Genomic DNA, 12337 nt, shown 5'->3' with positions numbered 1-12337 from the left:
CGTTAATATTTGATTTATTTCAGATCAGTCACGGCTCCGGACAGGATGTCCGGTTCCACAGGTCATTGAGGACGCCATGTATAAAATGAGTTCAGGCTATGCCAGCGTGCTGGTCAATACGCTCTCGGCCCAAGGACTGGATGTTGCCAGTCTGTGTCGGGAGGCTGGACTAGACATTGACCTCGCGGACCAACCAGGTGCGTTTTGCGAGCGAAAGGCCATCTATCGACTCTGGGAGCTGGCCGCCGAAGCCTCGGGCGATCAGGACATTGGCTTGAGGGCCTATGGCAGTTTCCACCCCGGCAGCTTTCAGATCATCGGCTACACCATGATGTCCAGCCTGAATCTGAAAAACGCCCTCGAACGCCTGGTCCGTTTCAGTCCGCTGATTGGCACCGGGTTCAGCCTTTTCTTTACCGCCGAACAGCAACATTACCGGTTGTCCGGGCTCGATCATCAGCAGCAGGGTTCGGTCAAACCGCGCCAATACACCGATGCCGGGCTGGCGTCGTTGTTGGGGTTCTGCCGCAAGCTGGCGGGCGGCAACGCACCGCAACCCTTGAGCGTCGAATTCACCTATCCAGAACCCGAAGACACCACCGAGCATCGACGGCTGTTTGGCTGCAATCTGCAGTTCAACGCGCCTTACGACAGCATTTTGTTTGACGGGCAGGAATTGATGCGACCGTTGAGCATGGCCAACGAAACGCTGGCGGTGCTGCATGACAGTTTTGCCGAGGCGCAACTGGACCTGCTGTTTGGTTTTTGCATTGTCGGGCGAATTCGCGCGCTGATTACCGAGCGCCTGAGTCAGGGCCAGGGGCAATGCGACATGGAATCGATTGCGGCGGCCTTGAACATCAGCAAGCGAACGCTGCAACGAGCGCTGGAAAAGGAAGGGACACAGTTCAAGGACGTGCTGAGCGCGGTGCGCCGGCAACTCGCTGATTTCTACCTGCGCCATTCTCACTTCAACATGAAGCATGTCGCCTATCTCCTTGGCTTTCATGACCACAGCAGCTTCAACAAAGCCTGTAGCCGCTGGTTTGGCATGACGCCGGGGCAGTATCGGTCCGATGAATCGTTCGAGATCCAGGAAGCCGCGCCAGTGTGACGCGGTGAACTGCTCTAACATTTTGTCGACAACGAACCCTTTGTGGGAGCGCGCTTTTGTGGCGAGGGAGCTTGCTCCCGCTGGGTCGCGAAGCGGCCCCAAAAGCTATGCGACTGCTTCGCAGCCGAGCGGGAGCAAGCTCCCTCGCCACACACATAGGCTCGCTCCCACAAGTTACTCATCAGGGAGCAGGAGGTTTCTTCGCGGCTTTTTTGCCCTTCGCGGGTTTGCGCGTTTTTGTCAGCGCTCCCGGAGCAATCGGCTCAACGACGACCACGGGGGCGCTTTGTTTGGCGGGCTCTGGTGCGACGACCGCGGTGTTCGGCTTGATCGGCTCCGGGGTTGTCGTCGGGGTTTCCTCCTCGACAACATCGGCTGCGCCCGGAGGTTGAGTCAGGTTGAACCCCGGCAGTGGCACGTCGAGCAGCGTGTGCAGCTCACACCAGAACGGATTGTCTGCGCCGCTGGTCAGCAGTTCTGGCAGCATGTTGGCGACGGCGGCCAGCACTTGCTGGCGTTCTTCGACCTCAGCCAGCATCAGGGGCAGACTTTGCAGGCTTTCCTGCGGATGGGTGGCGACCAGCAGTTTTTGCAGGCGCAGGGTTTCGCGCAAGTCCAGCGGCTCGGCGCTGTAGTCCTGCAGCAGCACCTGCAATTGCAGGATGAGTTTCTCGACGCTTTGCTTGCCCGGTTCGTCGCTGTCGCGGCCCAGCAGGAACAGGATCCGGATCAAGGCTTCCATCAAGCCGCCGAGGGGCAGGGCGTCCTGAAGGCGGTCGATCAGGACTTTATCGTGCTGCTCGGCATGCGCCTGGAGATTGCGAGCCGGTACGTTGCCGGTAAGGCTGTTGAGCACGCCATACACGCCGTAAAAGCTCATTTCCTGAGCGGCATCACGCAGGTCCCGATAGCCGTTCAAGGCATCCTGTATCTGGTTGGAAAACAATGCCTGCCAGGCCAGCAACGGATTGGACAGGTTTGCCGGCTGACGGTTCTTGCTCACCTGGGAGGCACTGCCTGCCAACCACCAGAGCGCCGGGTTCAAACTGTTCCACATCACCTGTTGCTGGTGAAACGGGTGGGCCTTGCGCATCAGCTCGGCGGTCGGCTCGTTGATCAACTGGCGCAACCACGGTCTTACAAACCCGTCGTAAAGGGTGTTGTTGAAATCAGAGGCACGCTCGACCAGCGCGAATTCGCGATCGTCGTCACGGGGCGACTGCACGTCACCGTGGATGTCGGCGATACGTCGTCGCTCGAAACGCACGGCATAGGGTGTTGGCGAATGTTCCGGCAGGTCCTCGATGAGCATTTCATAGAGCCCGCCCGGCAGTTCGTTGATCGCGTCGACGGCGCCCAACAACTCCCGGTGCTCACGCCGCGCGACTTCGCCGGAAACAAAGATGCCCAGATGGCCAATGCTCGCGTGCCGCAGGTAAACGATGGTGCGACCGGCATTTTGCAGGGCGAGATCGCTGGGGTAGACGTCGGTGATCCAGTCCAGTGCTTGCTGGGGCGAGGTGATGTTGTCGCCATAGGAACAGAACACCACCACCGGCACTTCGATGCGTTTGAGGTCGAGCCCGCTGCTCTTGCGCCCGAGGCCGCCGGACAGTTGGTTGCCGATGAACAGGTCATCGACAATCATCTCGATCTCTTCGCCATTGAGCAGGGTGGGGCTGCCCCACCAGCGTTCGAAATCCAGGAAGCGCGGGGCCTCGCTGTCGACTTCGCTGAACAGGTGGTAGTACTTGCCCCACCAGGTGTTGGCCGGGTCGAGGCTTTCGAAATTGCTCACCAGCCAAGTGCCGTCGAAACGGTCATTGCCCAAGTCGCTGCCCAGGCGTGCCATCCAGCCACCGCCCAGCAAACCGCCGGTGTAGCGCATCGGATTGCGCCCATTGACGCCCGCCCAGTAGGACAACGGCGCGCCATTGACGATGATCAGTCCCGGCAGTTCCGGACGGGTCGCCGCCAGGCCCATCAAGGCCCAGCCGGCCTGGCAGTTGCCGATCACCACGGGTTTGGTGCTGGCGGGGTGTCGCGCGCTGACCTCTTCGATAAACCGCGCCTGGGCTGCAACGATGTCCGCTAGGGTTTGCCCGGGGCGTGGCGAATGGCTGAACGAAATGAAATAGGTCGGGTGGCCGGCGCGCAGGCTTTCGCCGATGACCGAATCCTGTTTGAAGCCACCGATCCCCGAGCCGTGGCCGCCGCGTGGGTCGATGATGATCACCGGCTGCTTTTTGCTGTCGAGCTGTTGCCCGGGGCCCGCGATGATCTGCAGCAGCGAGTAGTTGACCGGGCGCGGCAGGTCTTCACCGGCAATCAGGGTTTCATGGTTGAACTTGAGCAGCAGCGGATACCCGGCGCGTTCGTGGGCCAGGGTGTTGTCGCCGCGCTGACGCAAGGTGTCCCAGAACAGCACGCTGCGTTGGCCAAGGTCGGTGAAGTATTCCTGCCAGTCAGCGGCGGTCGGCTGCTTGAGTTGTTCAAGACTTGAAGGTGCGTAGGTTTTGGCCTGGCGCTGTTGCACGGCGTCAATAACGTTGCGGGTATTGAGGCGCTGCAGATGGTTCAGGTGCTCGAACACACCGGACGCAGTCGAAAGCCCTTTATCTTGCAGCGCAATATTTTCTTCCTGACCCATCGTGAACTCCTGACGCCATGCGTGGGAACGTTGCCCTGACTAATAGCAATCAAGCCGGTCGTTCGATTTTCACGAGTGTATAGGGAATAACGGTCAAGGAAGCGAACTTTATTGTGCGCCGCACAAAATAGCCGTTGCCAAATAGTTTTGTGCACTGCAATATCAAGGCTAACGCGATGTCTGGCAGGATCGCTATCGCGTCCTCAGGCCCATCCGGGCCTTCCAGAACCAGGAGATAAAGCATGTCTTTTTTCAATTCGGAAAAACTGCAAACCGCTCAGAAAGCCAACCTCGATCTTTTGCAGCAGATCAGCGGCAAAGTCTTCGCCAGCGTTGAACAGCTGAGCCAGTTGCAGTTCAAGGCACTGCGCGACTCCACCGAAGAGCACTTCGAAGGCGTGCGCAAGCTGCTGGCCGTGCGTGATCCACAAGGTTTTGCCGATTTGCAGGCATCGTTTACCCAGCCGAGCGCGCAGGCCGAACGTCTGGCCGAGTTCAATCGTCAGGTTCAAGCGCTGATCGTGGGCACGCAGTCGGACATCGCCAAACTGACGTCGAGTCAGGTCGAGGCGGGCACCCAGCAGGTCAATGAGTTTGTTGAATCGATCAGCAAGAATGCACCGGCCGGCTCCGAGCCTGTCGTGGCTGCATTCAAGTCGGGCCTTGCCAATGCCAGTACCGTGTTTGAAAGCGCACAGAAAGCCGTGAAACAGGCTTCCGATGTGGCTCAGAGCAATTTTGACGCCGCCACCAAAGCAGCACCAGAAGCGAGCGCCAAGGCCACCAGCGGTAACAAGTAAGTCATTTCAGGCCAGCGGCACAAACGATGGCGATGGGTTTATTCCCCATCGCCATTTTTTTTCGGCCCTTTATCGGTGCCGGGCTTGGCGCCAAACATGCCGAACAGGTTCTGGGTATTGAGGTACAAGGCCTTGGACTGGTCGACATACTGGCGCATCAGGTCCTGCATGACCGGGGCCTGTTGATGCATGAAGTCGCTCCAGGCTTCGGATGACTGCGCGCCGGTCTGGGACTGGATGTCGATGACGGTCTGGATGCTTTTATCCAGGTAGCTGCCGAGCACACCCTGGTACGGACCGTAGAACTGGATAATCCCCATCAGCATCTCGCTGGTGAAGATCGGCTCGCCGCCGCTTTCGGCTTCCAGAATCACTTGCAGCAGGATACTGCGCGTCAGGTCTTCGCCGCTCTTGGCATCGACCACCTTAAACGCAACTTTATCGACGACCAGTTGGCGCACATCCGCCAGCGTCAAATGACTGCTGGTGTGGGTGTCGTAGAGTCGGCGATTGGGGTATTTCTTGATCAGGCGGGGGGTGGTATCAGTCATGCGGGGCGTCTCGCGGCGGGCCTGGTTTGCAGGCATCTTAACCTACTCTCATGTTTGGCGCCTTTGAGGCCGCCTTCGCGAGCAGGCTCGCTCCTACCGTTGACCGCGTTCCCCTTGTGGGGGCGAGCCTGCTCGCGAAGAGGCTCGCCATCTCAGCGAAAATCCACAACAAAAAGGGGAACTGCGCCGCCAAGCGAGTCCCCCTTGTGAAGCCTGAATCGTTACCAGATCGGCAGGGTGTAGCTGACAATCAAGCGATTCTCATCCAGATCGCTGCCGAAGTTGGTCGAACGCACTGTCGCATTACGCCATTTCACCCCGACATTCTTCAGCGGACCGCTCTGCACGACATAACCAATGTCGGTGTCACGCTCCCATTCCTTGCCTTCGGGACGGTTGCCGCCCAGGTCGATATTGTCGCCAGTGATATAGCGGGTCATGAAGGTCAGCCCCGGCACACCCATGGCTGCAAAGTTGTAGTCGTAACGCGCCTGCCAGGATTTTTCATCCTTGCTTGCGAAGTCACCGATCTGCACGAAGTTCACCAGAAACGCATCGGTGCCGTTGATGTAGGCAAAACCGGTGTCGCCGCTCATGCCTTGATAACCCAGGCCAAACGCGTGACCGCCGAGGCTGTAGGTGAACATGGCGCCAATCGCATTGTTGTCGACATTGCTGCCGCCATCATCCGTGGAGCGGGCAAAGCGCAGGTCAGTCTTGAACGATTGCCCCGTCGTTACCGGCATCACGTAGGTCAGGTTCACCAGGTGCTGGCTGTAGAAATTGTCGAGGTGGCCGTAGCTGTAGCCGGTGGCGAGGTTGCTGGTCCATTTGTAGTTCAGGCTGGCGAAATCAAAGCTGTCGCTGTCGAGGTGCCGCGTGGTGATGCCTTTGGCGCCGGTCCGGGTGATGCCCATGTCCTCGTAGTCCGAGGAGTCACGCTGATTGACCTGGGTTAGCCGCCCGGCATCCACGGTCAAGCCTTCAATCTCCAGCGAGTTCAATTGACCGCCCTTGAAGGTTTGTGGCAACAGCCGTGAATCGTTGGCCAGTACCGTCGGCAACTTCGGCAGCAGCGTGCCGAGTTTCAGGGTGCTTTTGGAGGCGCGCAGTTTGGCGGTCAATCCCAGTTCGCCGTACTCGTCCTGAGCGCCTTTGCTCGTGTCGCGATGGCGTTTGAGCAGGCCGGAACCGGCGCGGTCAGGACTCGAATCAAGCTTGACGCCGACCAGGCCGATGGCATCGAAACCGACACCGACCAAACCGTCGGTGAAGCCCGACTCATAGCGCAGCAGGAAACCCTGAGCCCATTCCTCTTGTTTGGATTGGGCGGCGTTGTCCTGGCGATAATCCCGATTGAAATAGAAGTTGCGCAGCTCAAGGCTGGCCTTGCTGTCTTTGACAAAGTCAGCCGCGGCGGGGGCCGAGAGGCTGATGACGCCGCCGGCCAGCAATAGTCGGGTAGCGAGGATGCGGGTGTTGCGGTCCATGGTGAAGCCCCTTTGTTTTTATTATGGAAAGACAGGTCCCGCGGCCCTCGCCGGGTGGACGAGGGCTTATCAATAAAAAAACGCGGACGCCGAATCGAGAGGAGCGTGGCGCCGCGTCGGTTCAATCGTTAGAACTGTTCGGCGCTCAGGCCGTACAACGAGGCGCTGCCGGCGAGAATGGAATGCTCCAGGCTCAATGTGCGCGGAAGCAGGCGACGGATGTAGAAATCGGCGGTGGCGATCTTCGCGCCATAGAACTTGGGGTCCTCGCTGAGTTTTTTCTTCGCGACCTGGGCCATGCGCGCCCAGAGCCAGGCGTAGGCGACGTAACCGAACAGGTGCAAATACTCGACCGAAGCCGCGCCGATTTCGTTGCGGTTGGTGGCGGCCTGGTCTTGCAGCCAGTCACTCAGGTTTTCCAGACGCTGCACGGCATCGAACAGTTGCACGGAGTAGGGCGCGTCAGGCTGATGGGCGAAACGACGTATCTCCCCGGTGAATTGACGCAGCGCGAAGCCGCTGTCGGCCAACACTTTGCGGCCGAGCAGGTCCAGCGCCTGAATGCCGTTGGTGCCTTCGTAGATCTGCGCGATGCGCACGTCACGGACCAACTGCTCCTGGCCCCATTCACGGATGTAGCCATGGCCGCCGAACACTTGCTGGCCGTTGATGCAGCTTTCCAGACCCGTGTCGGTGAAGAACGCCTTGGCCACTGGTGTCAGCAGCGCGACCAGGGTTTGTGCGCTGTCGCGCTCCTGGGCGTCATCGGAGAACTTCGCCAGGTCCAGTTGTTGACCGACGTAACTGGCAAACGCGCGGCCACCTTCGGTCATGGCTTTCATGCTCAGCAACATGCGGCGCACATCGGGGTGGACGATGATCGGATCAGCCACTTTGTCCGGGGCCATCGCGCCGGTCGGTGCGCGGCTCTGCACACGTTCACGAGCATAAGCCACGGCGCTCTGATAGGACGCTTGCGCACAGCCGATGCCCTGAATGCCGATGGACAGGCGCTCGTAGTTCATCATGGTGAACATCGCCGCCAAGCCTTTGTTGGCTTCGCCGACCAGCCAACCGCTGGCGCCGTCAAAGTTCATCACGCAGGTGGCCGAAGCCTTGATGCCCATCTTGTGTTCGATCGAACCGCAGCTCACGGCATTGGCGTCGCCAAGGGAACCGTCGGCATTGACCAGCACCTTGGGCACGACGAACAGCGAGATCCCTTTTGGTCCGGCTGGCGCATCCGGCAGCTTGGCCAGCACCAGATGGATGATGTTTTCCGTCAGGTCCTGATCGCCACCGGTGATGAAGATCTTGCTGCCGGTGATGCTGAAACTGCCGTCGGCCCGGGGTTCGGCGCGGGTGCGGATGATCCCCAGATCAGTGCCGGCATGCGCTTCGGTCAAGCACATGGAACCAGCCCAGCGGCCTTCATACATCGGTGGCAAATACAGATTTTTCAGGGTCTCGCTGGCGTGGGCATCCAGCGCCAGGCAGGCCCCGGAACTCAAGGCCGAATACAGGGCGAAGCTTGAGTTGGCGCCGTAGAGCATTTCTTCGAACTGCACGGCAAGCATCTTCGGCATGCCCATGCCGCCGAAATCGGCGTTACCGGACAGGCCCACCCAGCCGCCTTCGATGAAGGTGGCATAAGCCTGTTTGAAGCCGATCGGCGTGCTGACCTGGCCATCGAGCCACTGGGCGCCTTCTTCGTCGCCGCTGCGATTCAACGGCGCAATCAGGTGCGAGGTGACTTTCGCCGCTTCCTCAAGAATGGCGTCAGCGGTGGCGGCGTCGACCGTGTCGGCCAGGGCCGGCAAGCGCGCCCACAGGGCCGGGGCATCGAACACTTCGTGCAGCACAAAGCGCATGTCGCGCAGCGGGGCGTTGAATTCGGGCATAACGTGAACCTCAAAAGGTGTGCGGTGGGCACGGCGCCGTTACGGCAGACCGTGCCCTTTCAATCAATGAGCGGAAGCGCTGGCGGCGCCGAGGCCGGTCTGGGCGCGAACGAACTGGTCGGCGTAGGCGTCACGCTCCTTGTCGGCGCGCACGCTGCGGTCGAGTTTCGACACCACGACGATCACGAAGAACGCCAGCGGCATGGAGAACAGCGCCGGGTGGTCGTAGGGGAAGATCGCGTGAGCGTGACCGAGCACGGTGACCCAGACCGCTGGCGACAGGATCACCAGCACCAGTGCGCAGATCAGGCCGGCAAAACCGCCGAGGATCGCGCCTTTGGTGGTCAGGCCTTTCCAGTACATGGCCATGATCAGCACCGGGAAGTTGGTCGACGCGGCAATGCCGAAGGTCAGGCCTACCAGAAACGCGACGTTCATCTTCTCGAACAGAATGCCCAACAGAATCGCGATGATGCCCAGGCCTACCGTCGCCATGCGCGTCACGCGCATTTCCTGTTTCTGGCTGGCCTTGCCTTTCTTGAACACCGTGGCGTAGAGGTCATGGGAAATCGCCGAGGCACCGGCCAGGGCCAGTCCGGAGACGACCGCCAGAATGGTGGCGAAGGCCACGGCCGAGAGGAAACCGAAGAACAGGTTGCCGCCCACTGCTTTGGCCAGGTGCATGGCAACCATGTTGCCGCCGCCGATCAGGGCGCCGCCGACTTCACCGTTGACGTAGTACTGCGGGTCGGTGCCGATGATGACCATCGCGGCAAAGCCCAGGGTGCAGACCACCAGGAAGAAGAAACCGATAAAGCCTGTGGCGTAGAACACCGACTTGCGCGCTTCCTTGGCGTTCGGCACGGTGAAGAAACGCATCAAAATGTGCGGCAGACCGGCAATACCGAACACCAGGCCCAACGACATCGACGCGGTGTTGATCGGGTCGGCGAGCATCGAGCCTGGCCCCATGATGTTCCAGCCGCTGGCATGGGCCTGGACGGCTTTGTCGGCCAGGGTTTCATAGCTGAAACCAAACTGCGACATGGCCATCACCGCCAGGGTGGTTCCGCCGGCGAGCAGCAGCACAGCTTTGATGATTTGCACCCAGGTGGTGGCAATCATGCCGCCGAAGATCACGTAGACCAGCATCAATGCACCGACGATCACCACCGCAACCGGGTAGTCGAGACCGAACAGCAACTTGATCAACTGACCGGCCCCGACCATCTGCACGATCAGGTAGCAGCACACCACCGTCAGCGAACCGAACGCGGCGAAGATCCGCACCTTGTTCTGGTCGAGTCGATAGGAAACGATGTCGGCGAAGGTGTAGCGGCCCAGGTTGCGCAGGCGCTCGGCCATCAGGAAGGTGATGATCGGCCAGCCGACAAAGAAGCCGATGGTGTAGATGAAGCCATCGTAGCCCTTGGCAAACACCAGGCTGGACAGCCCCAGCAGCGTGGCGGCGGACATGTAGTCACCGGCAATTGCCAGGCCGTTCTGGAACCCGGTAATACCACCGCCAGCGGTGTAGAAGTCCGACGTGGATTTGGTTTGCCGTGCGGCCCACCAGGTAATCGCCAGGGTGCCCAGCACGAAGACAAAGAACATGCCGATCGCATGCAGGTTCAGCGGTTGTTTTTCCACTGCGCCCATTGTCGGGGCGGCGAGGACGATGGAGGCCGGCAACAGGCCGGCAGCGGCGAGGATGAGCTTACGCAGCAGGTTCATCACTTGCTCTCCTCGAGAATGGCGGCGCCCAGTGCATCGAAACGCGTGTTGGCGCGGTAGACATACCAACCGGTCAGCAGCCAGGAAAAAATGATGATCGCCGCACCCACCGGCATGCCCAGGGTCAACATCCGATGCTCGGCGACTGGCGCATGCAGCCATTGCGGGGCAAACGCCACCACCAGCATGAATCCGTAGTAAGTGCCCAGCACGGCGGCACTCAGCGACCAGGCCAGGCGCGAACGGCTGCTCACCAATTGAAGGAATTTCGGATTGGTCCGAATGCGTTCACAACGTTGGGTATCGGTTGAATGGATGTCGATCATGGGTGGCTCCACATTGTTTTTGTTATGTGTCTGGGGGCAGGGCAGGGCCGAATTCGGCCTGCACGAGCCCGAAGCGGCAGATGAAACACCTGCCGCCGGGTGGGTAAAACGTCGGTTCGGGTTAGAGCGCTTTAGCCCTGTCGCGCAGGACGTACTTCTGGATTTTGCCGGTGGACGTTTTCGGCAACAGGGTGAAGATCACCGTGCGCGGGACTTTGAAGCCCGCCAGATGCTCGCGGCAGAAACTGATGATGTCGGCCTCGCGAACGTCCTGGTGGTCGGCCTTCAAGGTGATGAACGCACACGGCGTTTCTCCCCATTTTTCATCGGGACGGGCAACCACGGCTGCTTCCATCACACCCGGATGGCGATACAGCACGCCTTCCAGTTCGATGGTGGAAATGTTCTCGCCGCCGGAAATGATGATGTCCTTGAGTCGGTCCCTGATCTCGACATAACCATTGGGATGACACACCGCCAGGTCACCGGTGTGGAACCAGCCGCCTTCGAATGCTTCGGCGGTGGCGGTCGGGTTTTTCAGGTAGCCCTTCATCACGGTGTTGCCGCGCATGAAGATCTCACCGATGGTCTGACCGTCCCGTGGGGTAGGTTCCAGCGTCTTTGAGTCGCCGACCATCACACCTTCAAGCGTCGGGTAGCGCACGCCCTGACGGGATTTGATCTGTGCCCGTTCGTCCAGCGGTAACTCATCCCATTCGGCATGCCAGGCGCAGAGCGTCACCGGACCGTAGGTTTCGGTCAGGCCATAGACGTGCGTGACCTTGATGCCCATTTCTTCCACGGCGCCGATCACTTTGGCGGGCGGTGCAGCACCGGCAACCATGGCGTTGACCGGATGGTCGATGGCCGCTTTCGCCGATTCCGGCATGTTGACCAATGCATTGAGCACGATAGGCGCAGCACACAGGTGCGTGATTTGATGCTCGCGAATCAGCGTGAGGATTTTCTGCGGATCGACCCGGCGCAGGAACACATGCACACCGGCCATGGCGGTGATGATCCACGGGTAGCACCAACCGTTGCAGTGGAACATCGGCAGGGTCCAGAGGTAGACCGGATGGTTGCCCATGGCCCAGGTCATCTGGTTACCCAGCGAGTTCAGGTACGCGCCGCGATGGTGGTAGACCACACCTTTCGGGTTGCCGGTGGTGCCTGAGGTGTAGTTCAGCGAGATGGCTTGCCACTCGTTGTCCGGCCATTGCCAGGCGTAATCCGGATCGCCTTCGGCCAGCAGCGCTTCATAATCCAGGTCGCTGACGGCCTTGCCTTCGCCGTATTCCGGGTCATTGACGTCGATGACCAGCGGCGGGTGATCGAGCATGCCGATGGCCGCGTGAATCACGTCATGGAATTCACGGTCGGTGATCAGCACCTTGGCTTCACCATGCTGCAGCATGAAGGCAATGGCTTCGGCATCCAGGCGCACGTTGAGCGGGTTGAGCACGGCGCCGATCATCGGCACGCCAAAATGCACTTCAAGCATCTCGGGAATGTTGGGCAGCATCACCGCCACCGTGTCGTTCTTGCCGATGCCGCGACCCGCCAGCGCCGAGGCCAGACGCCGGCAACGGGTGTAGGTCTGCGCCCAGGTACGACGGATCGAACCGTGGATCACGGCGGGGTAGTGGGGGTAAACGCTGGCAGTGCGTTCGATGAAGCTGAGCGGCGACAAAGCAATGTGATTGACAGCCGAAGGGCCTAGCCCTTGTTCATAGATCGACATGACGGGTACTCGGTGGCTGATTGTTAG

Annotated in this window: 9 protein-coding genes; 2 read left to right on the top strand and 7 right to left on the bottom strand. The window is 60.1% G+C overall.

The window, feature by feature from the left end; translation table 11 throughout:
- The first annotated feature begins 76 nt into the window (after nt 1-76).
- Nucleotides 77-1114: an AraC family transcriptional regulator gene (locus HP062_RS05355; RefSeq protein ID WP_010460330.1), complete on the top strand. Its 1038-nt coding sequence runs from the start codon at nt 77-79 to the stop codon at nt 1112-1114.
- Nucleotides 1115-1295: 181 nt separating this feature from the next.
- Here HP062_RS05355 and HP062_RS05350 read toward each other — a convergent pair whose 3' ends face one another.
- Nucleotides 1296-3764 carry a DUF3141 domain-containing protein gene (locus tag HP062_RS05350; protein ID WP_172791006.1) on the bottom strand — a complete coding sequence of 823 codons (2469 nt, stop codon included), beginning with the start codon at nt 3762-3764 and terminating at the stop codon, nt 1296-1298.
- Nucleotides 3765-4006: 242 nt separating this feature from the next.
- Between HP062_RS05350 and phaP the strand changes: the two genes are divergently transcribed.
- Nucleotides 4007-4564: a TIGR01841 family phasin gene (gene phaP, locus HP062_RS05345; protein WP_172791005.1), complete on the top strand. Its 558-nt coding sequence runs from the start codon at nt 4007-4009 to the stop codon at nt 4562-4564.
- A gap of 38 nt (nt 4565-4602) precedes the next feature.
- Here phaP and phaR read toward each other — a convergent pair whose 3' ends face one another.
- From phaR to HP062_RS05315, 6 genes are all read right to left on the bottom strand, one after another.
- Complete coding sequence (gene phaR, locus HP062_RS05340) at nt 4603-5151, bottom strand: polyhydroxyalkanoate synthesis repressor PhaR (protein ID WP_010460321.1); 549 nt, start codon at nt 5149-5151, stop codon at nt 4603-4605.
- Nucleotides 5152-5336: 185 nt separating this feature from the next.
- Nucleotides 5337-6605 (bottom strand): OprD family porin, encoded by a 1269-nt coding sequence (locus HP062_RS05335; RefSeq protein ID WP_010460319.1) that lies wholly within the window; start codon nt 6603-6605, stop codon nt 5337-5339.
- Between the two features lie 128 nt (nt 6606-6733).
- Nucleotides 6734-8506, bottom strand: coding sequence for an acyl-CoA dehydrogenase C-terminal domain-containing protein (locus HP062_RS05330; protein WP_083376747.1), 1773 nt, complete (start codon nt 8504-8506; stop codon nt 6734-6736).
- Nucleotides 8507-8569: 63 nt separating this feature from the next.
- Complete coding sequence (locus tag HP062_RS05325; RefSeq protein ID WP_010460315.1) at nt 8570-10240, bottom strand: cation acetate symporter; 1671 nt, start codon at nt 10238-10240, stop codon at nt 8570-8572.
- Nucleotides 10240-10566 carry a DUF485 domain-containing protein gene (locus HP062_RS05320; RefSeq protein WP_010460314.1) on the bottom strand — a complete coding sequence of 109 codons (327 nt, stop codon included), beginning with the start codon at nt 10564-10566 and terminating at the stop codon, nt 10240-10242. Before HP062_RS05320 ends, HP062_RS05325 begins: the two co-directional genes overlap by 1 nt.
- A gap of 121 nt (nt 10567-10687) precedes the next feature.
- Nucleotides 10688-12310, bottom strand: a complete 1623-nt coding sequence (locus HP062_RS05315; RefSeq protein ID WP_172791004.1) for an acyl-CoA synthetase — start codon at nt 12308-12310, stop codon at nt 10688-10690.
- Nucleotides 12311-12337 lie beyond the last annotated feature (27 nt).

This window comes from Pseudomonas sp. B14-6, from assembly GCF_013260315.1.
Lineage (GTDB): Bacteria > Pseudomonadota > Gammaproteobacteria > Pseudomonadales > Pseudomonadaceae > Aquipseudomonas > Aquipseudomonas mandelii.
This window is presented reverse-complemented; position numbering and strand designations above follow the sequence as displayed.